This window comes from Labrys wisconsinensis (genome assembly GCF_030814995.1).
GTDB lineage: Bacteria > Pseudomonadota > Alphaproteobacteria > Rhizobiales > Labraceae > Labrys > Labrys wisconsinensis.
The window spans coordinates 87,562-112,440 of the sequence record NZ_JAUSVX010000013.1; the positions used below are offsets into that span (position 1 = coordinate 87,562).

Annotated in this window: 27 protein-coding genes; 14 read left to right on the forward strand and 13 right to left on the reverse strand. The window is 64.7% G+C overall.

The window, feature by feature from the left end; genetic code table 11:
* Positions 1-9: 9 nt before the first annotated feature.
* Together QO011_RS28495 and QO011_RS28500 are read left to right on the forward strand one after the other, a co-directional pair.
* A complete protein-coding gene (locus tag QO011_RS28495; RefSeq protein WP_307279880.1) occupies positions 10-2,376 on the forward strand; it encodes a right-handed parallel beta-helix repeat-containing protein in 2,367 nt (788 codons plus the stop codon).
* A 25-nt stretch (positions 2,377-2,401) separates the two neighbouring features.
* Entirely contained in the window at positions 2,402-2,797 is a 396-nt protein-coding gene (locus QO011_RS28500) for a polyketide cyclase (RefSeq protein WP_307279881.1), read from the forward strand.
* Positions 2,798-2,804: 7 nt separating this feature from the next.
* Here QO011_RS28500 and QO011_RS28505 read toward each other — a convergent pair whose 3' ends face one another.
* Positions 2,805-3,437 carry a TetR/AcrR family transcriptional regulator gene (locus QO011_RS28505; protein ID WP_307279883.1) on the reverse strand — a complete coding sequence of 211 codons (633 nt, stop codon included), beginning with the start codon at positions 3,435-3,437 and terminating at the stop codon, positions 2,805-2,807.
* Between the two features lie 71 nt (positions 3,438-3,508).
* Here QO011_RS28505 and QO011_RS28510 point away from each other — a divergent pair, with 71 nt between their 5' ends.
* From QO011_RS28510 to QO011_RS28530, 5 genes are all read left to right on the forward strand, one after another.
* Entirely contained in the window at positions 3,509-4,792 is a 1,284-nt protein-coding gene (locus QO011_RS28510) for an MFS transporter (RefSeq protein ID WP_307279885.1), read from the forward strand.
* A 190-nt stretch (positions 4,793-4,982) separates the two neighbouring features.
* Positions 4,983-5,573, forward strand: coding sequence for a GNAT family N-acetyltransferase (locus QO011_RS28515; RefSeq protein ID WP_307279887.1), 591 nt, complete (start codon positions 4,983-4,985; stop codon positions 5,571-5,573).
* 245 nt (positions 5,574-5,818) lie between these two features.
* On the forward strand, positions 5,819-6,166 hold the full coding sequence (locus QO011_RS28520) for an ArsR/SmtB family transcription factor (RefSeq protein WP_307279890.1): 348 nt from the start codon (positions 5,819-5,821) through the stop codon (positions 6,164-6,166).
* A complete protein-coding gene (locus QO011_RS28525; protein ID WP_307279893.1) occupies positions 6,167-6,637 on the forward strand; it encodes an SRPBCC family protein in 471 nt (156 codons plus the stop codon).
* A 38-nt stretch (positions 6,638-6,675) separates the two neighbouring features.
* Positions 6,676-7,134: an MAPEG family protein gene (locus tag QO011_RS28530; RefSeq protein ID WP_307279896.1), complete on the forward strand. Its 459-nt coding sequence runs from the start codon at positions 6,676-6,678 to the stop codon at positions 7,132-7,134.
* Positions 7,135-7,298: 164 nt separating this feature from the next.
* On the opposite strand, the gene QO011_RS28535 is transcribed toward QO011_RS28530, so the two are convergent.
* A complete protein-coding gene (locus QO011_RS28535; RefSeq protein ID WP_307279899.1) occupies positions 7,299-7,991 on the reverse strand; it encodes a TetR/AcrR family transcriptional regulator in 693 nt (230 codons plus the stop codon).
* A 121-nt stretch (positions 7,992-8,112) separates the two neighbouring features.
* Between QO011_RS28535 and QO011_RS28540 the strand changes: the two genes are divergently transcribed.
* Positions 8,113-9,222, forward strand: a complete 1,110-nt coding sequence (locus QO011_RS28540; RefSeq protein WP_307279901.1) for an HlyD family secretion protein — start codon at positions 8,113-8,115, stop codon at positions 9,220-9,222.
* Positions 9,219-10,805 (forward strand): DHA2 family efflux MFS transporter permease subunit, encoded by a 1,587-nt coding sequence (locus tag QO011_RS28545; protein ID WP_307279904.1) that lies wholly within the window; start codon positions 9,219-9,221, stop codon positions 10,803-10,805. Before QO011_RS28540 ends, QO011_RS28545 begins: the two co-directional genes overlap by 4 nt.
* Positions 10,806-11,125: 320 nt before the next feature.
* Here QO011_RS28545 and QO011_RS28550 read toward each other — a convergent pair whose 3' ends face one another.
* The 9 genes from QO011_RS28550 to QO011_RS28590 all read right to left on the reverse strand — a co-directional run bounded on the left by QO011_RS28550 (position 11,126) and on the right by QO011_RS28590 (position 18,661).
* Positions 11,126-12,106, reverse strand: coding sequence for a zinc-dependent alcohol dehydrogenase family protein (locus tag QO011_RS28550; protein WP_307279906.1), 981 nt, complete (start codon positions 12,104-12,106; stop codon positions 11,126-11,128).
* Positions 12,107-12,195: 89 nt separating this feature from the next.
* The gene (locus tag QO011_RS28555) at positions 12,196-12,882 is read right to left on the reverse strand and encodes a glutathione S-transferase family protein (RefSeq protein ID WP_307279908.1); all 687 of its coding nucleotides are present in this window, start codon (positions 12,880-12,882) and stop codon (positions 12,196-12,198) included.
* A 70-nt stretch (positions 12,883-12,952) separates the two neighbouring features.
* Positions 12,953-13,651: a glutathione S-transferase N-terminal domain-containing protein gene (locus QO011_RS28560; RefSeq protein ID WP_307279911.1), complete on the reverse strand. Its 699-nt coding sequence runs from the start codon at positions 13,649-13,651 to the stop codon at positions 12,953-12,955.
* Between the two features lie 158 nt (positions 13,652-13,809).
* Positions 13,810-14,778, reverse strand: a complete 969-nt coding sequence (locus QO011_RS28565; RefSeq protein ID WP_307279912.1) for a quinone oxidoreductase family protein — start codon at positions 14,776-14,778, stop codon at positions 13,810-13,812.
* Positions 14,779-15,179: 401 nt separating this feature from the next.
* Complete coding sequence (locus QO011_RS28570) at positions 15,180-15,470, reverse strand: muconolactone Delta-isomerase (RefSeq protein ID WP_307279914.1); 291 nt, start codon at positions 15,468-15,470, stop codon at positions 15,180-15,182.
* A 136-nt stretch (positions 15,471-15,606) separates the two neighbouring features.
* Positions 15,607-16,368 carry an alpha/beta fold hydrolase gene (locus tag QO011_RS28575; RefSeq protein ID WP_307279916.1) on the reverse strand — a complete coding sequence of 254 codons (762 nt, stop codon included), beginning with the start codon at positions 16,366-16,368 and terminating at the stop codon, positions 15,607-15,609.
* A gap of 138 nt (positions 16,369-16,506) precedes the next feature.
* A complete protein-coding gene (locus QO011_RS28580) occupies positions 16,507-16,842 on the reverse strand; it encodes an EthD family reductase (RefSeq protein WP_307279918.1) in 336 nt (111 codons plus the stop codon).
* 115 nt (positions 16,843-16,957) lie between these two features.
* Positions 16,958-17,647, reverse strand: coding sequence for a type 1 glutamine amidotransferase domain-containing protein (locus QO011_RS28585; protein WP_307279920.1), 690 nt, complete (start codon positions 17,645-17,647; stop codon positions 16,958-16,960).
* 204 nt (positions 17,648-17,851) lie between these two features.
* The gene (locus QO011_RS28590) at positions 17,852-18,661 is read right to left on the reverse strand and encodes an SDR family NAD(P)-dependent oxidoreductase (protein ID WP_307279923.1); all 810 of its coding nucleotides are present in this window, start codon (positions 18,659-18,661) and stop codon (positions 17,852-17,854) included.
* Between the two features lie 117 nt (positions 18,662-18,778).
* Between QO011_RS28590 and QO011_RS28595 the strand changes: the two genes are divergently transcribed.
* The 3 genes from QO011_RS28595 to dmeF all read left to right on the forward strand — a co-directional run bounded on the left by QO011_RS28595 (position 18,779) and on the right by dmeF (position 21,434).
* Positions 18,779-19,717 (forward strand): GlxA family transcriptional regulator, encoded by a 939-nt coding sequence (locus QO011_RS28595; RefSeq protein WP_307279926.1) that lies wholly within the window; start codon positions 18,779-18,781, stop codon positions 19,715-19,717.
* Positions 19,718-19,902: 185 nt separating this feature from the next.
* Positions 19,903-20,181 (forward strand): metal/formaldehyde-sensitive transcriptional repressor, encoded by a 279-nt coding sequence (locus tag QO011_RS28600; RefSeq protein ID WP_307279929.1) that lies wholly within the window; start codon positions 19,903-19,905, stop codon positions 20,179-20,181.
* 8 nt (positions 20,182-20,189) lie between these two features.
* Positions 20,190-21,434, forward strand: coding sequence for a CDF family Co(II)/Ni(II) efflux transporter DmeF (dmeF, locus tag QO011_RS28605; RefSeq protein WP_307279930.1), 1,245 nt, complete (start codon positions 20,190-20,192; stop codon positions 21,432-21,434).
* Positions 21,435-21,477: 43 nt separating this feature from the next.
* Here dmeF and QO011_RS28610 read toward each other — a convergent pair whose 3' ends face one another.
* Both QO011_RS28610 and QO011_RS42570 read right to left on the reverse strand, forming a co-directional pair.
* On the reverse strand, positions 21,478-22,368 hold the full coding sequence (locus QO011_RS28610; RefSeq protein ID WP_307279932.1) for an SDR family oxidoreductase: 891 nt from the start codon (positions 22,366-22,368) through the stop codon (positions 21,478-21,480).
* Between the two features lie 101 nt (positions 22,369-22,469).
* Positions 22,470-22,844 (reverse strand): SDR family oxidoreductase, encoded by a 375-nt coding sequence (locus tag QO011_RS42570; protein WP_370882027.1) that lies wholly within the window; start codon positions 22,842-22,844, stop codon positions 22,470-22,472.
* Between QO011_RS42570 and QO011_RS28615 the strand changes: the two genes are divergently transcribed.
* On the forward strand, positions 22,733-23,566 hold the full coding sequence (locus QO011_RS28615; RefSeq protein ID WP_307279934.1) for a helix-turn-helix transcriptional regulator: 834 nt from the start codon (positions 22,733-22,735) through the stop codon (positions 23,564-23,566). The genes QO011_RS42570 and QO011_RS28615 overlap by 112 nt on opposite strands.
* 276 nt (positions 23,567-23,842) lie before the next feature.
* Positions 23,843-24,796: a helix-turn-helix domain-containing protein gene (locus QO011_RS28620; RefSeq protein WP_307279936.1), complete on the forward strand. Its 954-nt coding sequence runs from the start codon at positions 23,843-23,845 to the stop codon at positions 24,794-24,796.
* Positions 24,797-24,879 lie beyond the last annotated feature (83 nt).

Consider the following 24,879-nt stretch of genomic DNA (forward strand, 5'->3'; position numbering starts at 1 on the left):
GGAGGATCGATGCCGGATGCGAACGCTCCCGCCGGCACGCCGACACGGCGCCGGCTTCTGCGCGACGGCGCCTTGTCCGCAGCCTGGCTCGCGGCGCCCTGGCCCCTCGCCGCCGGGACATCGGCAGGCGTGGCCGCGACGCCCGGCGACATGGTCTGGACGCTGACCCTCAAGGATGGGCGCGCAACCAATTGCCGGCTGTCTCAGGCCCGCGTGGTGACGATCCGCCCCGGCACGGCCTGCGTGGAGGCCGATTCCCGCCGGGACGCGGCGACCTGGCACTCCAGCATCGTCGTGCCGGCCGGCCTGCTCCGCGCAGGCCAGGACTATGTGGTCACGCTCGGCTACGAGATCGTCGAACGCTCCGCCGCCGACAGCTATTTCTACGTCTTCGCCCGCTCGGACCGGCTCGGCCTCGGCGCCGACCAATGGCAGACTTGGAGCGGGGAGCCGGGCGAACGCGGCGTCGCCAAGCTGCGCTTTTCGGCGGCGGCGGACGACATCGCCATCACCGCCGGCATCTGCAGGCAGGGTGCCATCCGCATCCTCGCCATGACGATCCAGCGCGGGTCGGGCTGGACGCAACAATCCCTGGCGAGCCCCGTCGGCACCGCAGCGGCGCCGCTGCCGACCGGCGCGCAGCCCTTCACCATCGACGCGCCGGCCAACCCGACGGGGCCGATCGTCCATCTCGCCGAATTCGGCGCCGTGGCCGACGGCGCCGAGCCCCCCGCGGCCGGTCCGGACCGCAACCTCGCCGCGCTGCAGGCCGCGCTCGACCAGTGCCGCGAGGCGAAGGCCGCCAGGCTCGTCGTCGCCAGGGGCGTCTATCGCATCACCTCGGGCAAGAGCATCGTCTTCGACGGCCTGGAGGACTTCACCTTCGACGGCGGCGGCTCGACCTTCCTCTTTCACCGCATTCCCGGCGGCGCGGGCGTGGTGATCCGCAACTGCCGGCGCATGGTCATGGCCGATTTCAACCTCGACTGGGACTGGGCCATCGATCCGCCGGCCTGGGTGGGGCGGGTGACGCGGCTGGCGCCGGACCGGTCCTTCTTCGAGATGCGGTTCGAGACGACCGCGCCGCTCGACCCCAAGGCGTGGGTGACCATGAACCCGCTCGACGAGACGTTGCGGGCACCCGGCGCCGGCCAGGAATTCGGCGGCTTCGCGCCGACCCGCATCGAGGCGATCGACACCCGCACCGTGCGCGTCCGGCCGGGCACGCGCATGGCGCCCGTCGTCGGGCAGCTCTATCTCCTGCGCCGCTACACCTACGAGAAGCACGGCATCGCCATGGGCGGCAACAGCCATCTCTCGCTGCGCGGCGTCACCATCCATTCCTTCCCGGGCATCGGCTTCATCACCGGCGGCGACCAGCATCATTTCGAGCTCGTCGGGTGCCGCATCGCGCCGCCGGCCGGCGAGCGCCGGCCGATCACCACCAGCGCCGACGGCTTTCACGTCGCCCAGTCGCAGGGCTTCATCCGGCTGGAGCGGTGCGAGTTCGGCTTCATGGGCGACGACTGCGTCAACATCCACGACAATATCCACATGGGCGTGCGCCGCGCCGGCGACCACACCCTGGTGGCGACGGCGATCGTGCCCTGGCGGTGCCCGTTCGCCGCCGGCGACCCGGTGGAGATCCGCCATGCCGACTATTCGCCGACGGGCTTCACGGGCAGGCTGACATCCGCCGTGGCGGACTATAAGGCGAGCGAGGTGACGCTGGTCTTCAGCGAGGCGCTGCCCGCCCACGTGCCGAGCGATGCCATTCTGTTCAACCACCGTTACGGCTCGCGCAACGTGATCATCCGCGACTGTTCCTTCCACGAGAACCGGGCGCGCGGCGTCCTGTGCAACGGCGCCGACTGGCTGGTCGAGAACAACCGCTTCTTCCACAACCAGCACGCCGCCATGCTGCTGATGGCCGACGTCTCGCCGGGATCCTGGTCGGAGGGCTTCGGTGCGCGCAACGTCGTCGTGCGCGGCAACCGGTTCGAGGCCTGCAATCCCAAGGGCGCCAGCGACGGCGCGATCGTCCAGCTCGGCGCGACCGTCCGGCAGGGGACCTCGCCCTACCCGCTGCTCGACGGCATCCTGTTCGAGAGCAACCAGTTCGAGGAGACGCCCGGCCCGGCGATCCTGGCCGCTTCGTTCAAGACTTTGGTCTTCCGAAACAACACGATCACGAACCGCGGGAAGGCGCCGCTGCCGGCGCCGATGCGCGGCGGCGTCCGGGCCGAGCAGGGCAACGGCCTGTGGGTGGAGGGCAATGCCTGGACGACCCGGGCGGGTGTCGGCGTCCCGGCGCTGTTCTATGATGCCGACACCACGCGCGCGGTCGTCTGCCGCGCCAACCAGCTGAAGAGCTGAAAGATTGTCACTGCGGGAGGCATCCATGTTCGAAGCGCAGACGATCGGCATCTCCATCGACCGGCCCTGGCAGGCGGTCTACGAGGCGGTGTGGCGGCCGCAGGATTTCCCGAAATGGGCCTCCGGCCTCAGCCGCTCTTCGCTGGAGCCGGACGGCGAGGCCTGGAAGGCCGAGGGCCCGGAGGGGCCTATCCGCATCCGCTTCACCGCCCACAATGGCTTCGGCGTGATGGACCACTGGGTCGAGACCGGCGCCGGCCCGGACGTCTATGTGCCGATGCGGATCATCGCCAACGGCGCGGCCGCGGAGGCGGTGCTGACGTTGTTCCGCCAGCCCGGCATGTCGGAGGAGACGTTCCGGCGGGATGCGGACTGGGTTCGCCGCGACCTCGCGGCGCTGAAAGCCCTGGTCTCGGGCTGAGGGCGGATCAGGCCTTCCGGCGCGCGGCGCCGAGGCTGGCGTCGATCAGCCGCTCGGCATTGGCGGCCAGCGCCGCGGCGGGGCCGGCATCGCCGAAGATCTGGCCGCCGATATTGGCGCCCTCGAACAGGAGCAGCAGCCCGTCGCCCAGCACCTCCGGCTCGCTCGCCCCCATCCCGGCCGCCATGGCGCGCAGGCGCCGGCGCAGCTCGCGCTTGTTGGCCTCGCTGACGCGGTGGGCGGGATGGCCGTCCTCGGGATATTCGACCACGGCGTTGGTCAGGCCGCAGCCGCGATGGCCGGGCGAGCCGGCGCGGCGGCCGACGCCCTCGAAATAGTCGAGGATCTGCGCCCGGGGATCGCCGGGATGCTTGGTGACGGAGGCGTCGAAGCGGGCCCAGAAGTCGCGCTCGTAGCGCTGGAGATAGGAGGCGGCGAGCTCGTCCTTCGAGGCGAAGCTGCGATAGAGGCTCGGCTTGGTGACGCCGGCCTGGCGCACGATCTCGTCGACGCCGATGGCGCGGATGCCCTGGTGGTAGAACAGCTCGCGCGCCGCGCCGAGGATCCGGTCCGCCGCACGCGGCTGCGCGGACACCTCGTCCTTCTCCTCCTCCGGTGCCGCGGCTCTCGGATCGACCACGCAACGTCCCCTTGACAATGTAACTGACCGGTACGTACTAATACTCTATCAGATACGTACCGGTTTGTCACATGGCAATAGCTCAGACCAGACCCTTCGGCCAGCGCTACGCCTTCGTGGTGGTGGGGGTGATCTTCCTGGCGCTGCTGATCGCGGCGGGCCTGCGCTCGGCGCCCTCGGTGATGATGGTGCCGCTGGAGCAGGCCTTCGGCTGGCGGCGCGACACCATCTCCTTCTCCGCCGCGCTCGGCATCTTCCTCTACGGCCTGGTCGGGCCGTTCGCCGCGGCGCTGATGGAGCGGGTCGGCCTGCGCCGCACCGTCATGGCTTCCCTGGTGCTGATGGCCGGCTCGACTGCCCTCAGCCTCCTGATGCGCGAGCCCTGGCAGCTCATCGCCACCTGGGGCGTGTTTTCCGGCATCGGCTCCGGGGCGGTGGCGAGCGTGCTCGGCGCCACCGTCGCCAATCGCTGGTTCAAGACCAATCGCGGCCTGGTCATGGGCCTGATGTCGGCGAGCAGCGCCACCGGCATGCTGGTGTTCCTGCCGGTCCTGGCGGCCCTGGCGCAATGGGGCGGCTGGCAGCCGGTGGCGATCACCGTCTCGATCGCCTGCGCGGCGCTGCTGCCGGTGGTCTATCTGCTGGTGCCGGAGCGGCCGGCCTCGATCGGGCTCCGGCGCTTTGGCGCCGAGGCTGACGAGCCGCCGGTCGCCGCGCCCCAAGGCAATTTCCTCACCAGCACCCTTGCGACCCTCGGCCAGGCGGCCCGCACCCGGGTGTTCTGGTATCTCTTCGCCACTTTCTTCGTCTGCGGCTTCACCACCAACGGCCTGGTCGGCACCCATCTCATCGCCTTCTGCGGCGACATGGGCATCCCCGAGGTGCAGGCGGCCGGCCTGCTGGCGGTCATGGGCGTGTTCGACCTGATCGGCACGACGCTGTCGGGCTGGCTCACCGACCGGTACGATCCGCGCAAGCTGCTCTGCGTCTATTACGGCGTGCGCGGCCTGTCGCTGATGTACCTGCCCTATTCCGGCTTCTCGCCGGTGGCGCTCGGCATCTTTGCCGTGCTCTACGGCCTCGACTGGATCGCAACCGTGCCGCCGACGTTGCGGCTCAGCAACGAGTCCTTCGGCGACCGCGCCGGGCCGCTGGTGTTCGGCTGGGTGGTCGCCGGCCACCAGGTCGGCGCCGCGGCCGCCGCCTATTTCGGCGGCACCATGCGCCAGCTCCAGGGCAACTACCAGCTCGCCTTCCTGATCGCCGGCCTCACCGGCATCATGGCCGCCGCCATCTCCATGCTGATCGAGCCGCCGCGCCGCGGCGAGGCGGCGGTGGTGCCGCAGCCGGCGTGAGGCGCGCGCTTCGCTGCAGAGCAGATACACCGATCGGACAGAAGGGGGCCGAGCCTGCCGGAGCGGGGCGGCCCTCGTTCCCATCCGAGGAGCAGCCCGTCGGCCGCCGAGTTGGGGACAGCCGGGACGCTTGCGGGGCAGCGACCACCTGCCAGGACAGCGTCGCGCAAACCGACGCCGGAGCCGTCCCGTGAAGCTGTTGTCGCCTGTCTGCAAGTCCCTTGCGGAGGCTTTTGTCGACGACCCCTTCTATCGAGCAGTGACCGTCGAGTCGTCGGCAGACGAGGCAAAGAGGCAGCTGATCCTTGCGCACTACTTCGACCTTGCCATCGAGGAAGCGATTGGAATTGGCGAGGTTCAATATGCGGGCGATGATGGCGCCGCGATCTGGCACACCAATGAAGCCAGTGAAACGGACGCGAAAGCGTACGGAAAGATCAGGAAAGCAACGCTTGAACGACTGCTCGGTCCCGCGGGATTTGACAATTACCAACGCATTTCCGCGTCGATGATGAAGAATGGCGCCGAACAGCTCGCCAATGCCTGGTATCTGTCCATCCTCGGAGTGCGGCCGGCGGCGAGAGGGCGCGGATTGGCACACCAGCTCCTCGAGCCGACCTTGAGCCGGGCCGATCGCCTCGGCGCCACGTGCTTCCTCGAAACTTTCAATCCGTTGAGCCTGCCCTTCTATCGGCGCCTCGGCTTTTCCGGCGAGGTTCGCTGCTTTGAGGACGTCACGGCCCGCCCCTACTGGATCCTCATCCGGAACACGGCGTCGTGACCTCTTCGCCGAGCCGGCGGACAATCGGGTTTCGACCCATGGCAAGCGGGGATGACCCGCCACGTCGAGTGCGGTTCATGAAGGCAGGCGGCAACGACCAAGATCCAATGCACTGTCACTGAGACTTCCTCCAGATCCAAGGCACACTGCGCCGCAAGTCCGAAAGCTCGGCGGGCGCTGCCGCACGCCCTCCGCACGGAGGCGAGGCCCTTGACTCTTATATTTCCATATGGCTATATAGACAAATGGAAATACAAAGCCCTTCCCCAGACCGGCTGAGCGAGGCGTTCTTTGCGCTGGCGGACCCGACACGGCGCGCAATCCTGGTCCGCCTTGCAGCAGGCGAAGCGACGGTCTCCGAGCTCGTGGCGCCGTTCGCCCTCAGCCAACCCACGATCTCCAAGCATCTGAAGGTGCTCGAGAACGCCGGCCTGATCGAGCAGGGCCGGGACGCGCAGCGGCGGCCGCGCAGATTGTCGGCGACCGCCCTTGGTGATGTCGCCGATTGGGTCGGCGATTTCCGGAAGCAGTGGATGGGCCGGCTCGACCGATTGGAAACTCATCTCGGCGCAATGAAAGCCAAGGAGACCTAGATGCTGACGACGGCCCACTCTGTCGACGACCGGAGCCTGGTCATCGACCGCTCGACGCATTGCATCAGGCTGGAGCGGACATTCGACGCCCCGCCGGCACAGGTGTTCGAAGCCTGGACCAGGCCGGAGCATGTCTCATGCTGGTGGGATCCGGCGGGGCAGCCCCTGGCCGTCTGCGAGATCGATCTTCGGCAAGGCGGAACCTTCACCTTCGCATCGAAGGAACGGCCGGACATGCCATTTGCCGGAACCTATCTCGAAATCGTCCCATTTGAGCGCCTGACCTTCGAAGCGCTGGGGGCAATCGGCCGCGTCCTCATCGAAGAAGCAGGGGAAGGGGCTCGGTTGACGGTCGAGATCCAGTGCCGCTCCGCCGAGCACCTCCAACAATTCCTGGAGTTGGGCGTCGACAAGGGCACCGCAGGAACCTTGGACAATCTGGTGGCCTACATTCGTGCTCGCGCACGATAGACGTGGCGCTCATCCAGTCTCGACCTGGGAAGACCGATATGCAGTTCGCGCCCGCGATCGCCAGCTCGACCCTCTGCGCCTATGCCCTCGCGAGCCTGCTTCTGACGCTCAATCTCCTGGCGCTCTGGATATCGAGCGGCGCAAGGCGAGCGCAGGCCGGCGTCGCGATCAATCCGGAAGACGGGGCACGCTACGGCGTTCCCGTCTCGGAGACGGATCCGCCGGGGGTCGCCCGCCATCTCAGGGCGCATCGAAACGCGGAAGCCACCATCTACCCCTTCCTCGCGCTGGGCGTGGTCTATGTGCTGGCGGGCGGGACAGCCGGCGTTGCCATCCCGATCTTCGTCATCTTCGTCCTGGCGCGCGTTGCCCATTCCATCGCCTATGTGCGGGCCCTCCAGCCATGGCGGACCATCGCCTTTGCCCTGTCGCTGCTGGCGATCCTCGCGCTCATGCTGGCGACGGCCTTTCAGGTGGTCCGACCCTTCATATGGTGAAGCGAGAAGCCTGCATTTCGGCGGGCTGCGGAGCCAGCGAGTACACAGCCATACTATTGCGATGACAGCGCATTTTATTAATGCCGATAGTAGGCTCCAAGATCAAATGCACTGTCACCGTAATTCTGCTCGGCCAGCTCGCGAGGTCCGCGGGCCCACGCGGGTCAGCCCCGGCTTTCGGCCCTGGACTGCTCCGCCACGGCTTCGAGACCGGCGCGGATGAAGCGTTCATAGTGCTCGACGAGGCGCGGGATCTCGGTCTCGGGATCGGCGAGCGAGGGCAGGATGGTCTCGAGCATGCTGCGGTTCGCCACGGCCATCAGGATGCACGGCGCCACGGCGGTAAGCATGGCCCGGCCGACGATGGCGTCGTCCGGCGGCACCCCCATCAGCTCGCCGATGATGCCCCGCATGAGCCGGATCTTCGGCAGGATCTCGGTCTCGACGAAGGCCTCGCGCAGCGGTGACGGGGACACGATCTCCCGGCCCAGCACGCGCATCTCCCAGGTGGCGGACGCCGGCGAGGCCAGCCACCGGACGATCGGGGCGATATAGGCGCGCAGCTTGTCCTGCGGGCTCGCCGTGCTCGACGCGATTTCCCAGAGCGCCTCGATGGTGGTCAGGCGTTGATGGGCGCGCCTCAGCGCCGCCATGTAGAGCGCGTCGATGCCGCCGAAATGATAGTTGACGGCCGCCGAATTGACGCCGGCGCGCTCGCAGATCTCCTTGCTGGTCGCGCGGTCGTACCCCTTCTCCGCGAACACCTCGCCGGCGGCCTGGAGCAGGACCTCGCGGACGCGGTCTCCCGCCTTCAGTTGGTCCGGAACGGCAAGAGGACGGCGGCTGTCTGCGGGCATGCCCTTCGATACCGCCGTGCCTTCCCAATGTCAATTTCAAATTTGAATTTGACATTTCGATTTTATGCGCCGACACTGTTTGTCGTTCGCCGGAACCGACGGATGGTGAAGGAGGCGGAACATGGACGGATCCTCAACTCCGGACCTGGAGCTGCGCAAAGCGGCGCAAGCCAAGGACGAAGCGGCCAGCGCCCGCAAGCCGAGGCGCAAGGCGCCAGCCATCATCGCCCTCCTGGCCTGCCTGCTCGCTGCCGGCGGCGCGTGGTATTACGTCACCACCAAGGACATCGAGACCACGGACGATGCGCAGGTCGACGGCAATGTCGTCGCCATCGCCCCGAAGGTGGGCGGCTATGTCGCCACGCTCGCCATCCGCGACAACCAGCACGTCAAGGCCGGCGACCTCCTGATCAAGATCGATCCGCGCGACTATATCGCCGCCCGCGATCAGGCCCGGGCCGCGCTATCGCTGGCCAAGGCCGCGCTCGAGAATGCGCAGATCAACCTGGCCACGACCCGGATCAGCGCACCGGCCAAGCTGGTCCAGGCCAAGGCGCAGGTCGACCTGGCCGTCGCCAACCGCGACCTCGCCATCCTCAACAACAACCGTCAGATCCGGCTGGGCGACCTGGCGACGACCCAGCAATCCAAGGACCAGGCCCTCGACCAGCTGCGCACGGCCGAGGCGACCCTGGCCGACGACAAGGCGCAGGTGGATATTGCCGGCCTCGTGTCCGAAGCGGTGTCGCAGGCCCAGGCCCAGGTCGACCAGGCGCAGGCGCAGGTGCAGCAGGCGCAGGCCCAGCTCGACACTGCCGAGCTGAACCTCGGCTATACCGAGATCCGCGCGCCGCAGGACGGCTGGGTGACGACCCGCAACGTGCAGGAGGGCAGCTTCGTCCAGGCCGGCCAGTCCCTGTTCTCGCTCGTGACGCCCGATGTCTGGATCACCGCGAATTTCAAGGAGAGCCAGCTCGACCGCATGCGCCCCGGCCAGAAGGTCGACATCGACATCGATGCCTACAGCCACCTCCGGCTGAAAGGCCATGTCGACAGCATCCAGCTCGGAACCGGCTCGCGCTTCAGCGCCTTTCCCGCAGAGAACGCCACCGGCAATTTCGTCAAGATCGTCCAGCGCGTGCCGGTGAAGATCGTCATCGACAGCGGGCTCGATCCGAACGAGCCGCTGCCGCTCGGCGCCTCCGCCGATCCGACGGTGTCCCTGCAATGAGCGCCGTCTCCGCCGCCGACACCGTCTCCGCCTCGCGGGCCGAGCCCAATCCCTGGCTGATCGCCATCGTCGTGACCCTGGCCGCCTTCATGGAGGTGCTGGACACCACGATCGTCAACGTCGCCCTGCCGCATATCGCGGGCACGATGTCGGCCAGCACCGACGAGAGCACCTGGACGCTGACGTCCTACCTCGTCGCCAACGGCATCGTCCTGACGATCTCGGGCTTCCTCACCCGGCTGCTCGGCCGCAAGCGCTACTTCCTGATCTGCATCGCCATGTTCACGGTGTGCTCGTTCCTGTGCGGCATCGCCACCAGCCTGCCCCAGATCATCATCTTCCGGCTGATGCAGGGCTTCTTCGGCGGCGGGCTGCAGCCGAACCAGCAGTCGATCATCCTCGACACCTTCCCGCCGGCCAAGCGCAGCCAGGCCTTCGCCGTGACGGCGCTCGCGACCGTCGTGGCCCCGGTGCTCGGACCGACGCTCGGCGGCCTGATCACGGACAATTACAGCTGGCGCTGGATCTTCCTGATCAACATTCCCGTCGGCCTCCTCACCTTCCTCGGCGTGATGGCGCTGGTGCGCGAGCCTGCCGCGGCGCCGGGCGCCCGGCGCAAGGTCTCCACCGACTATGTCGGGCTCGGCCTGATCGTCCTCGGCCTCGGCGCCTTCCAGATCATGCTCGACAAGGGCGAGAACGCGGACTGGCTCAATTCGCCGTTCATCTGCTGGATGGCCGCCCTGGCCGCCATCGGCATCGGCGGCGCCATCTGCTGGCTGCTCGTCGCCAAGGAGCCGATCGTCAATCTGCGCGCCCTGGCCGATCGCAATTTCGCCGTCGGCTGCACGATGATCGTCGCGATGGCGGTGATCCTCTATTCCAGCGCGGTGCTCCTGCCACAATTGTCGGAGCAGCAGCTCGGCTACACCGCCACCTGGGCCGGCCTGCTCCTTTCGCCGGGCGCGATTGCGCTGATCGGCCTCATCATCGTCGTCGGGCGGATCCTGCCTCTGGTGCAGGCCCGCTTCGTCATCGCCTTCGGCTTCGTGTTCCTGGGCGCCGCCTTTCTCTACTCGCGCAACCTCGTGCCCGACATCGACTTCGGGACACTGGTCAAGATGCGCGTGTTCCAGACGATGGGGCTCGGCTTCCTGTTCGTGCCGATCTCGTCGATCGCCTATCTGACCTTGCCACGCCAGCTCAACGGCGACGCCGCGGCGCTGTTCACGATGTTCCGCAACGTCGCGGGGTCCATCGGCATCTCGCTCTCGTCGGCGCTGCTGACCACGCGCGCCCAGGTGCACATGGCCTATGCCGGCAGCCACCTGACGCCCTATTCCCAGCCCTATCTCGACACCCTCGCCGCCACGCAGCGCGCCATCGAGGCGACCGGCGTCCCCGCAGCCACCGCCCAGCAGAGCGCCCTGGGCCAGATCTACCAGCAGCTGATCGACCAATCCCAGCTGCTCGCCTACATGGACGTGTTCTCGATCTGCGCCCTCCTGGCGTTCTGCGCGGCGCCGCTGGCGCTGCTGCTCTCGCCGGTGAAGCTGTCCGGCGGCGGCGCGGCCGCCCATTGATGGATGGGAGCGAGGTTGAATGAAAAGAGAGTACGGAGGCTAAGGGGGAAGGCCGGGTCGGCGCGCTGTGCCAAAGGCCGTGCGGTAATCGACAGCCTCTGCTGGGTGCTTGTTCCCGATCCGCGGTTGACGATTTCGCAGGCTCAAATCCCGCCCAGGCAACCGCCCTGCATTGCGAGGCCGCGCGCCAACCGACGCCGCCTTGCGATCGCCCGCAGCGCACCCCGGGGGGTGTTCGAGCCGCTGCCGATTGCGCTACAATTCGCCGAACTCAGAACCTTCGGATGCTGAGGATATGAGCCGTGGGATGCATCACGCCGTCAGCCGACGACGGAGTTCAGTTCGAGCAGCACCTTCGCCCCTTTGCCGGCTGCACTGATCGCCTCCCGGATTTCCGTCAGGGGAAAAGCGGCGGCCACAGGCACGTGAAGGCTCCCCTGGGCAATGAGATCGGCAGCCTCACGCAGCGCCGCCGCGAAACGGCCGGAGGTGTGCAGCCGGGGATATGCCAGCCAGAAGCCCCGGATCGCGACATCTCGGAAAATGACGTCGAGTTGGTTGGCTACCCCTGGCTGCTCGCTCATCGCCGAGTAGAGGACCATGGTTCCGCCCGAACTTATCGTGCCGGATAGCGCCGCCGTCGACGGTCCGCCGACACCTTCCAAGCCGAGCTTTATCGGCGTGTTGCCGGTCGCCTCGACGACCTTGGCCGCCAGACCTTCACTCTCAACCAGAACCACGTCACCACCGATGGCCTTGATATCGGCCACGACATCGAGGCGGCGAACAATGTTCACAGTCTTGAAGCCGCGAGCTTTGGCGAACGCGATGACACTGCGACCGACGCCGGAATTGGCGGCGTTCTGGATCACCCAGTCGCCGGGCTGGAGATCGACATATTCGCTGAGCAACAAAGCGGCCGTCGGCGGATTTACGCGCAGCATCGATAGTTGTTGCAAGCCAGCGTTCGGCGGCAGCGGGAACAGGGGTTGCGCCGGGACAACCAAGCGCTCGCGCCAGCCGTAGTAGCCGTTCGGCAAGTGAACCAGGTCGCCCGCCTTGACGTTTGCGACGTCGTGATCGGCTGACAGAACGCGGGCCACGCCCTCCGCGCCGATGATAGCGGGAAGTGGCGGTGCGGGAACGACGCCGCGCATGGTGCGCAGGTCGTAGGGATTGATCGGCGAATAGAGCATTTCGATCAAGACCTCACCAGCGCCTGGCGGGTTCGGTTCAGCCACGTCAACCAATTCCACGACATCGAGCGGCGGCCCATGCCGGAATATTTGAACGGCCTTCATTGGTGTCTCCATACGAATGGACGAGCAAAATCCGACACGAGGTTTGGCTGCTCTCCGGATCAGGCAAGGAATTGGGCATGCTTGGGTGATCAGAGACCGAAGCGCTTGAGGTCTTCGGGTAAAAATGCCTGACCGCTGCGATTCTTTACGCTCGGCAGCTCCGCGACCTTCGATCGCCAGGCGACAAGCGCCGTGCATTCTTCCGGAATGGCAAGTCCGGCAGCCTCGGCAAAGTTAAGGCTTGCGAAGACGGTGATATCCGCCATCGAGAACGTGTCGCCTGCAACGAAGGTCCGGCTTTTCAGCACTCCGTCGAAATACTTCATGCCCCGGACGGCCCTGGCACCCTGCCTTTCGCCCCATTCCTTTCTGCCGGCCCATTCAGGGCTCACATAGGGCTGCATAAGCGGGCCGAGGCCGGCCGTTGCGTAGTGAAAATAACCATCCACTCCGTCCATAAGCTCGGTTTCGGCGCGTTTTTGCATCATGTGGATCATGGCTTTTTCACGCGGCGTCTTGCCGGTGAGAGTCGGATTGCCATCCAGATTGTCGAAGTATTCGGTGATGGCTGTGGACTCGGAAATCAGAGTGCCGTCATCAAGCTCCAAGAGCGGGATTTTCCCGGAGGGGTTCATCGCCAGGAACGGGGCCTGCTTGTGCTCAGCGCCGATCAGATCGACAGTCACGAACTCAATTTGGGTCTCCAGACCCTTTTCGGCCAGGACAACGCGGATGCGTGAGGGGTTGGGAAAACCCGAACGGTCATAGATTTTCATGAGGAAGCCTCTCGTTCTTTATCTGCTGTGGATAGGATTTCAGGCCTGGGTCTTCATGGCGGACGGTCGATCAGGCGGGGATTTCCAACCCGCGTGCCACCGCCGGACGGGCCAGCCCCCGCTCGAGCCAGGCCGGAACGTGCTCGAGGCTGTCGAAATCGACGAGCTCACGCGCCCCGTACATTCCAAGGAGAATGCGGACCCAGCCGAACAGTGAGATGTCGGCGATCGTATACTCGTCACCCATGATCCATTTGCCCGCTGCGAGACGGGTGTCGAGGACGCCGAGCAGGCGCTTGGTCTCGCCGAGGAATCGATCGAGCGGCCGCTTATCTTCGATGGCTTTGCCGGCAAACTTGCAGAAAAAGCCGAGTTGCCCGAACATCGGACCGACTGCGACGGTCTGGAAGAACAACCACTGGATCGTTTCGTATCGGCGAGCCGAATCGGCCGGTAGCAGCCGGCCCGTTTTCTCGGCGAGATAGAGCAGGATCGCACCGGATTCAAACAGCGCGATCGGCTGGCGGCCGGGACCATCAGGGTCGACGATTGCCGGGATCTTGCCGTTGGGATTGAGCGAAAGAAAATCCGGCGTCCATGTTTCGTTGGCCATGATATCGACGCGGTGCGCCTCATACCGCAGTCCCAGTTCCTCCAGCACCGCCGAGATCTTCACGCCATTGGGTGTTGGGAATGAATAGAGCTGGATCCTGTCGGGGTGATGCGCCGGCCATTTGACGGCAGTCGGGAATGCTGAAAGGTCAGTCATTGTGATCTCCGGCGGCCGACCTGGTCGAAGGCCAGGCCAATACTGCTCTCTTGCTTGGACAAAGGCCGGATCCGGCTATCGTGGTGATCTGATCTGGCAACCGCCTCCCGATCTGGCGAGGCGGTTGCCGGGCTGCATGGACCAAAGGCGGTCCCGCGTCAGATCGTCAGGATGACCCGGCCGAGCGGACGCAGCTCCATCAGATGCCGCATCGCGTCCGCGGCGTTCTCGAGAGCAAACGTCTTCGCGACGATGGGCTTGACCTGACCGGATGCGAGCAGCTTCGAGATGGCCGACCATGCGGCGGCACGCGTGGCGACGCTTTCGGCGAAGAGCAGAAAGCCTTTGATGCTCGCGACCTTCCAGATGAGGTTCGTCACGTTGATTGTGGTTTCCTGCCCGCCCGCATAGCCAAGCGTCGTGAGCGATCCGCCCTGTGCCAGGATCGTCAGCGCCTCGCTTAGGATCTTGCCGCCAATCGCGTCGATCACGATGTCAGCGCCGTAGTTGTCGGTGATGCGATTGACGCCTGCTGCCAGCCCCTCCACGGAGAGGTCGATGACGTCGGCGAATCCAAGAGCCTTGGCTTCGTCGGCCTTGTCATGGTTGGTGGTCGAAGAGATGGCGTGCTTTGCGCCCAGTGCCCGGGCCAACTGGGTCACGGCATTGCCGACCGAGCCCCCGATTGCCGGTGCAAGGATGACCTTTCCGGCTTCGAATCCAGCGTTCATCAACGCGATGTATGCCGTCAGATAAGCCACTGGAATGCCGGCGGCGGCAGCGTCCTCGATGTTATCGGGTATGCGGAACAGCAACTCCTTCGGCACCGCAACGTATTCTGAATAGGTGCCATTTTCGAACACGCCGAACGGACCGAAGAACAGCACGCGAGTCCCGTCGGGAAAGTCCGCGTCACCACCTTCGATGACACCGGCTCCTTCGTTTCCGAGCACCAGGGGTGCGGTCGACAACGGAAAGTGGCCGGTAAGGATCGTATGATCGAGCGGGGTAACCCCCGCTGCCGTCATCCGCACGAGGAGCTGTCCTTCGGATGGCGCGGGCTTGGGCAGGTTAACGAGCTTAAGGTTCGGGTAGCCACCAAAGCTTTCTGCTCTCATCGCGCGCATGGCTAAGTATTCCTTCAAGTAAGTGTTGATGTCTGCTTATCGGCGTTGCGGAAACGCGGCTGGCTGTCACGAGACACATACGACGGCTTGAGGTTGTCTCAAATGTCATTTAACCGGCGATTTGGGACGTGACGCCCGAGGTCCATCCGCTCGGGTTTCTGTGCGGCAAAACACTGTGCGCAAACAGGCGCAGCATCGGCGATGCGCTGAGAAGCCCGGCGCTAGGAGGCGATGGCCGGTCGGCGCTTCCGCCAGTCCATCGATTGGAGGCCTGTGGCACCGCTTGCCGGCGCGGCCCCGCACGCCGCCGCGCCGGGCAGGTCGCGCTCCATCATGTGGATGGGACGCGGATACTGCTGTCGGCGTGACCGTGATCTCATCGGCGATGTGAACGATGCCGATCAGGCCGGAGGTCGATCGATGGCCGCGGGGTGGCGCGCGAGCGGCAGCACCCGGATCGTCATGAATGGGAACAACGGCAACGACCACAGGATTTCGTGTAGACGATCGTGATCCGACACGTCGAAGATCGAAATATTGCCGAACTTCCCCGCGATCCGCCAGAGATGCAACCACTCGCCCGAACGCTGATACTCGCTTGAGGCGATCTTCTCGCGCGCTTTCATATCTTCGAGCCGAGATGGATCGATCTCGGCAGGAATTTTGACGTCGATTTCGACAAAGTAGAGCATGGCATTCACCTTCCGCAGGAAATTGGCGAGACCGCTGTTCCTGAAGCCCACCATCGAGCAGCACGGTGGCCACGATCTCCCGGCCGACGTCCAATCGAGCCCCCGATGATTGGCATCGGAGGTTCGATTGCCGGGTCTATTTGGCTTCACGTGCCGCCCGCTCGATGACCTCAGCCACCGCGCGCGGCTGGGAGATGAAGACAACGTGGCTGCCCTTGATCTCGGTGACGTGGGCATGCGCCCGCTCGTACATCGAGCGTTCCAGCGCGGGGTTGATGATCCGATCCTCAGTGGCGACGATCGCGTAACTTGGCTTCGCCTTCCATGCAGGTGAGGTAATCGGCGTGCCAAACGCCTTCGCAGCGACAGGCATCTGCGACAGCGCCATGAAGTCGGCCGCGGCCTTTGGCAGGTCGCCGGCAAAGTCGGCAGCGAACACCTTCGGATCCAGGAACAGGAACCCATCCTTGGAGGGGGTGACACCGGTCGACGCGCCGGGCTTGCTTTGGAGCAACGCACCGAGGGCCTCGCCCTCATCGGGAACGAAGGCCGCGACATAGACCAGGCCTGCAACTTTTGGGTCGTTGCCTGCCTCCGTGATCACGCCGCCGCCGTAACTATGGCCGACGAGGATCACCCGGCCATCCTGGCGTTCGAGAATCCGTTTCGTCGCGGCGACATCGTCCTCAAGCGAGGTCATCGGCGGTTGGGCAACACTCACCTTGTATCCATCCTTGCGCAGGATGTCGGCGACCGGCTTCCAGCCCGAGCCGTCGGCGAACGCACCATGGACGAGCACGACGTTGACGACAGAGCCTTCCGGTGCGGCTTGTGCAGATGTGACAGTCGCTGAGAGGATGGCAACAGACGCGGCGAGAAGCATGCGTAACTTGGTCATAGGAAATGTCCTTTCACCGATGCCGGCGGATCGAGTTGAAAATCGGCGCGTCCGTCGCAGGATCGCGGCGGCCAATGCGCTTCATGTGATGGTCGGTTAGGACGGAGGCGCTGACCGCGATGTCCGCCGCAGGCCACGTCAAAGGATCGGGCGATCGGGGTGGCCGACGACAACTTCACTGACCTGGATCACGGGCCTGATGTCCGTGTAGTTGGGGATGTCGGCGAGAATCTCCGCCCCGTGCCGGCCCATTCCGGCTTGGAAAAGCTCGATCGACGCGCTGAAGATGTGGCACGCTCCGATGTAGGTCGGCGTGCTGCCGGGCTCGCCGCCGGCGAGTCCCTTGTCGATCGTGTAGTATGTGCAGCTATCACCAAGGAGCGCCTGCACCAGCGGCATGTGCTTGTCGCGGTAATAGCCGTGATCGAACCGTACGCCCGGCTCATAGGGGTACATGACGCTGACTTTTATCATGATCGTTTCCAATCGAGTTGCAGCGAGGCGCGCGGAACATCGGGTTGTCGCGGTGGGTGCGAGGTGCATCCACCGTGACAACAGGCGGTCGGCTGAAGCCTCGCCGGGGTTCGGATCAGGCGACGGATACCGGGCTGTTGCCGGTCATCGCCGAGAGCAGAACGATCGAATATTCCGATGCCGACTGCTGGTTCTGCCCCGTCACCAGCTTGCCATCCCTAATGATATACGGATCGTCGTTGCCGAGACGCGAGTAGACCGATCCGGTCTCTTCGAGGACAGTCTGGGGATAGTGCGGAATGACAAAGCCGGGGCCGAACATCTTCTGCAGTGCCAGATCGGCCTCGAGCGTATAGCCGGTCGTGCGCTTGCCGCGAATGCGAGCGGGAATGTTCCCGAGCGCGATCGCGCCATGGCAGATGGCGCCGACGACCTTGTCCTTCGCCCAAAAATGCTCCAGCGCCTTGCCTACATCGGTGTTCGGGAAGAGATCGAAGGTCGCACCGCGTCCGCCGGCCACGTGAACGGCATCGTACTGGTCCAGATTGACGTCGGCGAGCTTCAGGGTCGTCTCGAACTTCGCGACGAGGCCCTTGTCCGACAGAAAGCCCTTGCTGACGAGGTCTTCAGCCTCAAGCGAATGCTCGAAATGCGGGTCGCTGTAGGAATCGTACACGACCTTGCCGCCCTTGGGGCTGGCGAAGTCGACTTCGACGCCACGCTCGATCAGGTGCCAATAGGGATGAGTGACTTCCGACAACCAGAATGCTGTCTCGGAATTTGAAATTACGAATAGAACCTTCATGGTAGAGCCTCATGTGTGATGCCGCACCTCGAAACCTGCCGCGTTGAAGCAACGAGGCCGAGATTGCATGCTTGCGGGATTGGGGGGCTTGACGCACCGCTTCGGTGCCATTGCTGATGATACTGGTGAGCCGCCGTGCGGCTCGAATTGTCTGTCGGATTTTCTATGATCTCCTTCCGGGCTTTGTTTGATCCTGCCTTCGGTTCACGCCTTTGCGGCGATCCCGTAGCGAGCGGCGGGAGATGAGCTCGACAACCGGGCGGCCATCGCTCTGCGGGCCGCTTCGTAGCGGTTCCACTCGTCCAGATCGGGCAGCGCCGGGATCGTGACGATCTCGCCCTGATCAAGACCGGCCAGCGACGCATCGACCATGTCTTCCGCCGTCATCACGATCGAGGCGGGAAGGTTATGGATCCCGACGCCCGCGATGTCCCAAAACGGCGTGGCGGTCGCGCCCGGCAGCACTGCCTGGACGCGCACGCCCTTGTCGGCAAGTTCGTGCTGGAGCGATTGACTGAGAGCGAGGACGAAGGCTTTGGTCGCGCCGTAGACGCCGTTCATCCTCTCCGGCGCAATCCCCACGATCGACGCAATATTGATGAGGGTGCCTCCACCCCGCGCCGCGAAGCCGGGTGCGGCGGCGTAGGTAAGGCGCGTCAGGGCACCGACATTCAACGAGATCATCTCTTCCATCTTGTCGATGTCCGACGACAGCAACGGCGTCATCGAGCCGACGCCCGCATTGTTGACGAGCATCGTGATGTGCCTGTCCCCCTTCAGGCGTTCTTCGACCTGACGGATGTCCGACTGATCGTTGAGATCGGCGACCAGCGTCTCGACCAAGCGACCGGTCTCTTTCTCAAGACGTTTTGCGAGTTCCAGCAACCTGCCCTGGTTACGGGCGACGAGAACCAAGTCGTAGCCGCGCTTCGCCAGACGATCTGCGTAGACGGCGCCGATGCCGGTGGATGCGCCCGTAATCAGCGCCGTGCCTTTTCTTTCGGGGATGGTCATGTCTCGTCTCCCGAGAAGCGGCGAAACGTTGCCATCTCTTGAACGAGAACATAGGCTTGCTATTACTTATCTCAAATGTCATATAAACGGCGTTTTGGGACATCGATGGAGGCGGCCGTGCAGCGCATCGGTTTTATCGTGTTTTCCGGCTACCAGGTGATGGCCTTCGCCGCGCTGTCGGTGTTCGAGATCGCCAATCAGCAGGCCGGCAAACCGGTCTACGACGTGCGCATTCTGTCGGAGACGGGCGGCCTGATCCAAACCTCGATCGGCATGAGCATCGGGACGGAGGCTTTCGACGACACGGTCTACGACACGCTGATCGTAGGGGGCGGCGGCGAGATTGAACCGCCGACGGCGGGCTTGGTCGACTTTGTCCAGCGAGCACTCGGGCGGAGTCGGCGCATCGCCTCGATTTGCAGTGGGGCGTTCGTCCTTGCCGAGGCAGGATTGTTGGACGGCCGCCGCGCCACGACCCATTGGATTTACGCTCGCGCCTTCCAGAGTCAGTTTCCGAAGGTCAAGGTGGACGAGGATCGGATCTTCGTTCATGACGGCCCGATGTGGACGTCGGCCGGCATGTCTGCCGGCATCGATCTGGCCTTGGCGATGGTGGAGCAGGATCAAGGGGTGGAGCTTGCAAGAATCGTCGCGAAGAAGCTCGTCGTCTATCACCGGCGCGCGGGCGGTCAGTCGCAATATTCGGCTCTGCTGGAGCTCGAACCGAAATCCGATCGCATCCAGAGCGCTCTTTCCTATGCCAAGAGCAATCTCCACACGCCCCTGTCGGTTCCGCAACTGGCGGAAGCGGCGCGGCTGAGCCCCCGTCAGTTCAGTCGCGCCTTCCACGCCGAGACCGGTCAGTCGCCCGCCAAGGCCATCGAGAACCTCCGCGTCGAGGCGGCGCGGCTGATGATGGAGGAAGGCCGGCATCCCATCGACGTCGTGGCGCAGCAGACCGGCTTTGCCGACCGTGACCGGATGCGCCGTGCTTTCTTGCGCGCCTATGGGCAGCCCCCGCAAGTCATTCGGCGCAATGCTCGCGCGGCCGCGTGATCGAGCAACTCGCTACATCTGGCCACGATTCTCAGAGGCAACGGCCTCTCGCACCACTGAGCCGTCGGCGGCAGAGTTCCCGATTTCGCAGCAAAGCTCGACGCCGGTGAGACGGAACGATACGGCTCAGCATTCGGTATTCGTTTGCGGCTTGTATAGGGTAGGGGGCTATGTCATAAGGCTCGATGACCCACACCACCCGTGAAAAACACAAGCTGTTGGCGCGCGTGCGCCGCATCCGAGGCCAGGTCGAAGCTATCGAGCGTGCCCTCGATGCCGAGTCCGATTGCGAGCAAGTCATGCACCTGATTGCCGGGGCGCGGGGCGCACTCGCTGGCCTGATGGCCGTCGTGGTCGAGGACCATGTGCGAGAGCACCTTGTCGATGCCGAGAAACATCCGGGCGCCCTGAACGGCGAAGCTGCGGAACAACTCCTCGAAGTCGTCCGCACTTACTTGAAATGAGAACCGCCATGACCGAGAACGACAGCGCCTCCGTCACTGCATTCCATAGCCACGCCTTCCTTGGCGAGGGACACGAAAAGAGTGAGCGTAAGACCTGGGCCGTGATCTGGCTGTGCGGCGCCATGATGATCGCGGAAATCGTCGGCGGTCTGCTGTTCGGCTCGATCGCGCTCGTCGCCGATGGTCTGCATATGAGCACGCATGCCGGTGCGCTCTTGCTGGCAGCGCTCGCCTATACCTACGCTCGCAAGCATGCCGACGACACGCGCTTCTCGTTTGGCACCGGCAAGCTCGGCGACCTTGCCGGGTTCACCAGCGCTATCATCCTGGCGATGATCGCGTTGCTGATCGGCTACGAATCCGTCGGCCGTATCTTTGCACCGGTCCCTATCCACTTCGCCGAGGCCATCCCGATTGCTGTTCTTGGCCTGGCCGTGAACGTTGCGAGTGCGTGGCTGCTGAGCAGCGGCGACCATCATCATGGCCACAATCATGGGCATGACCACGGTCACGGGCACGACGATCATGATGAATCCCAACGCATCGAGACTCGTAACGGAACTGTTGTGCTCGACGTGTTCGAGGATGGCGTGCCGCCCCGCTTCCGGCTCTATACGGAAACCGGCCCTGCTCTGACGGCCCAAACGGCATCGATCGAAACTGTGCGTCCTGATGGCTCGCGGCAGGTTTTCGCGATGAACGATCAGGGGGGATATCTGGAATCGGCAGACGAGATTCCTGAGCCGCATGCCTTCACGGCTCATGTTCGGATCGGGGATCAGGACTATCCGGCAGTCTTCGAGGAGCATGAACACGCGCATGGATCGACGGCACGCGACAACAATATGCGTGCGGCCGTGATCCATGTGATCGCCGACGCTGCGGTGTCAGTGCTCGTGATTGTCGGGCTGCTGCTCGCTCGCGCCTTTGGCTGGCTCTGGATGGACCCTCTCGCGGGTATCGTCGGCGCCGTCGTCATTGCAAGCTGGTCTTACGGCCTGATCCGGGACACGGGTGCAATCCTGCTGGATATGAACCCAGACCGTCAGATGGCAGACAAAGTCCGCCAAACGATCGAAAGCGAGGGCGACAAACTCGCCGATTTGCATCTCTGGCGCCTCGGCCCGGGCCATCTTGGCGCGATCGTTTCGGTCATCACGACCAAAGTGCGAGAAGCGGATTATTATCGTGGTCGTCTAACCCGCTTCAAGTCGCTGTCACACCTCACAGTCGAAGTGCGGCATCGATCTTGATCTCGCTACGCCTGACACCGTCGCCTGCGAGCCGGGCGGCTTTTCAGCGCGCGAAATAACCCGGCTGGCCGATGTCGGCGATGAGGCCGATCTGCGTCGGCTTCCAGTCCAGCCATGTCTGCGTCAAAGCGCTGGATGCGGGCATATCGAGGCCCGCGAACAGTCCGAGCGGGCCGTAATAATCGCTGGCTTGCTCCTGCTCGATCGAGACCACGGGCACGTTCAGAGCGCGGCCGATCACCTCGGTGATCTGGCGCAGGGGCACGCCCTCTTCGCCGACGGCATGATAGATGCCATCAGCCGCGCCCTTCTCCAAGGCGAGCCGGTAGAGGCGGGCGACGTCCAGCCTGTGCCCCGCCGCCCAGCGAGCGCTGCCGTCGCCGACATACGCGGCGGCGCCTTTCCGGCGGGCCCCTTCGAGCAGATACGTGATCAAGCCCGCCTTGCCGTCGCTGCCATGCACCTGCGGCAAGCGTATCGCCATCGCGCGCACGCCGCGTGACGCATAAGCCAGGCCGGCCTGTTCCGACACGCGCGGAACATGCGCGCTGGCGTCGCGCCGCATCTCCTCGGTGATGACGGCGCCCGGTGCGATGAGGCCCGTTCCCGACGTGACGATGAAGGGTTTGCCGGTGCCATCCAGCACGTCGCCCATCGCTTCGATGGCGCGCTTGTCGATCTGCCCGTTCTCCGCGAATTTCGAGAAATCGTGGATGAAGGCGAGATGGATCACGCCATCGGCGTCCGCCGCGCCCGAGCGCAAGCTGTCGAGATCTTCGAGCGAGCCGCGATGCACCTGCGCGCCGGCCGCTTCCAGCGCCGCTGCGTTGGCATCGGAGCGGGCGAGGCCCACCACCTGATGGCCGTTGGCGATCAATTCCCGGGTTGTGGCGGCGCCGATGAATCCGGCGGCGCCGGTCATGAAGACACGCATGTGAACTCTCCTTGTTGTCGAACGACGCGATCAGCCGGCGAGCGCTAGTCCGCCTTCGATCTTGATGGTCTGCCCCGTCAGGAAGCCGTTGCGCATGCAGGTCAGATAGGCCCCGCGGCTTCGGCGGGCTGCCTGGGACGCGGCACGAGTTGCTTCTGCGCCATGGCCGTCAGCCTCTCGCGATAGCCTTCGGGGAACGCGCTCCATATCTCGGTCTCGATCAAGCCGGGGCACACGCAGTTCACGCGCACCGGCGCCAGGTCGACGGCGAGGCAGAGCGCCTCTCCAAACTCGGCGCGGATGGTCTGCCAATGTGCTATGATGGTAAAGTAGTGATAATATACCGGTATAATCGCTAACAGGAATGGCCATGCTCGCCACGAATGAAAACCTGCTGGGGACCTATCTGAAGGATCGCCGCGCGAAACTCGATCCGACCGCGTTCGGCTTTCCCCTGGCGCGGCGGCGTACGCCAGGCCTGCGCCGCGAGGAGGTGGCCCAACGCGCCAATGTCAGCGCCACGTGGTACACATGGCTGGAGCAGGGACGCGGCGGCGCGCCATCCGCCGATGTGCTCGATCGCATCTCGCACGCGATGATGCTGACGGACGCCGAGCGCGAGCACCTGTTTCTGCTCGGGCTGGGCCGCCCGCCCGAAGTTCGCTATCGCGCGCCCGAGGGCATCACGCCGCGCTTGCAACGCGTGCTCGACACGCTGGAACATAGTCCGGCTTTTATTCGAACGGCCACGTGGGACGTGATCGCATGGAATAAAGCCGCCGCAGCGGTTTTGACCGACTACGGCACGTTGCCGGAGGGCCAGCGCAATGTGTTGCGCATGATGTTCCACGACTCGCGCATCCGCGCGGCGCAGTCCGACTGGCAAAGCGTTGCACGCTACGTCGTGGCATCGTTCCGCGCCGACGTGGCACGCGCCGGTGCGGCGCGGAACGTGCAATCGCTCGTCGACGAACTCTGCGCGACCAGTCCGGAGTTCGCGGCGATGTGGCGCGACAACGATGTCCAGACGCATGGCGACGGCGTGAAAGTCCTGCATCATCGCACCGTCGGACCGCTTTCGATGGAATTTTCGGCTTTCGCCGTCGATGGCCGCCCCGATCTCAACATGGTGATCTACAATCCGGTAACGCCCGAAGATGCGGACAAGATCAGGGCATTGCTCAAATCCCAGCCCTGACCATCGCATTCCTGATCTGTACGGCCGGCCGTGATCGACGCCAGAAGAAAGCGAGTTACGGAGTCACGGTGACAGTGCGTTTTATTGATGCCGATCACGAATGCCAAAGTCATACGCACTGTCACCGTAATAATGTGCACGACCCTGCACCCCCGCTTCGTTCTGACCGCAACGTGACATTCGTCACTTCCGTCCGCGTTGAAATCGTGTTTCTCTTGCAATCGCAGGGGGGGGATGCTGCGGCAAGTGATCACGCCGTCGTGAGGAGATGGGCTCGTGCGGCTTCATATCTCCACGGACGACGTGCCGGAGCGGGAACGCTTCGACAATTGGGACGCGATGCTGGATGGCACGCTCGGCATGCATGCGCGGCCGTTGGCGGATTCGCGGGAGCCTTTCCAAGCCAATCTGTCGGTGAGTTCCACCGGGCCGCTGTTCAGCCTCACCATGGAGGCGGACGGGCATTGCATCGTTCGCGACACGGCCACCGTCGCCCAACGACACCTGAACGCCTATTGGGTCTATCGCGAAGTCGGCGCGGGCGCGCGGATCACGCATGCCGGCGATGAGGTGGTTACGACCACCGGCAACCTCATCATTGCCGACGCCGATGTGCCGTGCGAGATACGCCCGATGGGCCGCTATGGGCACTCGGTGCTGCTGGTGCCGAAGCCCGCTCTCGATCCGTATCTGCGGGCGTCGGGACGGCCGGTGCTGGCGTTGCTGTCCGGTCTCAATGGGGTGGAGGCGCTTGCTTCGGGTTATCTCGACGCCCTGGCGCGCAATTGGGACGGGATTGGCGCGGAAAGCATGGGGATGGTCGCCGACACGCTGTGCCGGCTGATCGGCGTGGCCTGCGGCGCCGCGGCGGCGAATCACCCCGATGCGGTACGGGCCGGCCGGCTGGCCGAAGCCAAGCGATTGATCGATCGTTCCCTCACCGTCCCCGATCTCTCGGCCACGTGGATCGCGACCTCGCTGGGGATTTCGGTCCGCATGCTGCACCTGCTGTTCGAGCCGACCGGTAGCAGTTTCGCCCGCTACGTCCTCCGGCGTCGATTGGAGGAATGCCGGACGGCATTGCTCGCCGATCCCACTCGCCCGGTGATCGACATCGCGTTCGCCTGGGGGTTCGGCAGCCTGTCCAGCTTCTATCGCGCCTTCCAGAGGGCGTTTGACATGGCGCCGAGCGACCTGCGGGAGGCATCGCGTAACGCGCGCAGCGCGTGACCGGACTGCACGGAATGAGACGCGATTTGCACCCATGCGGAAGAAGGCTGATCGGCATGGTGGCTTAATCGCGCCGTCGTCGC

Excerpts from the sequence above, each read along its gene's own strand:
- QO011_RS28525 (WP_307279893.1), top strand. The coding sequence starts at position 6,167 with ATGCTGACGACGGCCCACTCTGTCGACGACCGGAGCCTGGTCATCGAC.
- QO011_RS28590 (WP_307279923.1), bottom strand. The coding sequence starts at position 18,661 with ATGACCATCCCCGAAAGAAAAGGCACGGCGCTGATTACGGGCGCATCC.
- QO011_RS28545 (WP_307279904.1), top strand. The coding sequence starts at position 9,219 with ATGAGCGCCGTCTCCGCCGCCGACACCGTCTCCGCCTCGCGGGCCGAG.
- QO011_RS28520 (WP_307279890.1), top strand. The coding sequence starts at position 5,819 with ATGGAAATACAAAGCCCTTCCCCAGACCGGCTGAGCGAGGCGTTCTTT.
- QO011_RS28495 (WP_307279880.1), top strand. The coding sequence starts at position 10 with ATGCCGGATGCGAACGCTCCCGCCGGCACGCCGACACGGCGCCGGCTT.
- QO011_RS28610 (WP_307279932.1), bottom strand. The coding sequence starts at position 22,368 with ATGCGTGTCTTCATGACCGGCGCCGCCGGATTCATCGGCGCCGCCACA.
- QO011_RS28550 (WP_307279906.1), bottom strand. The coding sequence starts at position 12,106 with ATGAAGGCCGTTCAAATATTCCGGCATGGGCCGCCGCTCGATGTCGTG.
- QO011_RS28555 (WP_307279908.1), bottom strand. The coding sequence starts at position 12,882 with ATGAAAATCTATGACCGTTCGGGTTTTCCCAACCCCTCACGCATCCGC.
- QO011_RS28540 (WP_307279901.1), top strand. The coding sequence starts at position 8,113 with ATGGACGGATCCTCAACTCCGGACCTGGAGCTGCGCAAAGCGGCGCAA.
- dmeF (WP_307279930.1), top strand. The coding sequence starts at position 20,190 with ATGACCGAGAACGACAGCGCCTCCGTCACTGCATTCCATAGCCACGCC.
- QO011_RS28510 (WP_307279885.1), top strand. The coding sequence starts at position 3,509 with ATGGCAATAGCTCAGACCAGACCCTTCGGCCAGCGCTACGCCTTCGTG.
- QO011_RS28500 (WP_307279881.1), top strand. The coding sequence starts at position 2,402 with ATGTTCGAAGCGCAGACGATCGGCATCTCCATCGACCGGCCCTGGCAG.
- QO011_RS28570 (WP_307279914.1), bottom strand. The coding sequence starts at position 15,470 with ATGCTCTACTTTGTCGAAATCGACGTCAAAATTCCTGCCGAGATCGAT.
- QO011_RS28600 (WP_307279929.1), top strand. The coding sequence starts at position 19,903 with ATGACCCACACCACCCGTGAAAAACACAAGCTGTTGGCGCGCGTGCGC.
- QO011_RS28585 (WP_307279920.1), bottom strand. The coding sequence starts at position 17,647 with ATGAAGGTTCTATTCGTAATTTCAAATTCCGAGACAGCATTCTGGTTG.
- QO011_RS28535 (WP_307279899.1), bottom strand. The coding sequence starts at position 7,991 with ATGCCCGCAGACAGCCGCCGTCCTCTTGCCGTTCCGGACCAACTGAAG.
- QO011_RS28560 (WP_307279911.1), bottom strand. The coding sequence starts at position 13,651 with ATGACTGACCTTTCAGCATTCCCGACTGCCGTCAAATGGCCGGCGCAT.
- QO011_RS28575 (WP_307279916.1), bottom strand. The coding sequence starts at position 16,368 with ATGACCAAGTTACGCATGCTTCTCGCCGCGTCTGTTGCCATCCTCTCA.
- QO011_RS28565 (WP_307279912.1), bottom strand. The coding sequence starts at position 14,778 with ATGCGCGCGATGAGAGCAGAAAGCTTTGGTGGCTACCCGAACCTTAAG.
- QO011_RS28530 (WP_307279896.1), top strand. The coding sequence starts at position 6,676 with ATGCAGTTCGCGCCCGCGATCGCCAGCTCGACCCTCTGCGCCTATGCC.
- QO011_RS28580 (WP_307279918.1), bottom strand. The coding sequence starts at position 16,842 with ATGATAAAAGTCAGCGTCATGTACCCCTATGAGCCGGGCGTACGGTTC.
- QO011_RS28615 (WP_307279934.1), top strand. The coding sequence starts at position 22,733 with ATGGCCATGCTCGCCACGAATGAAAACCTGCTGGGGACCTATCTGAAG.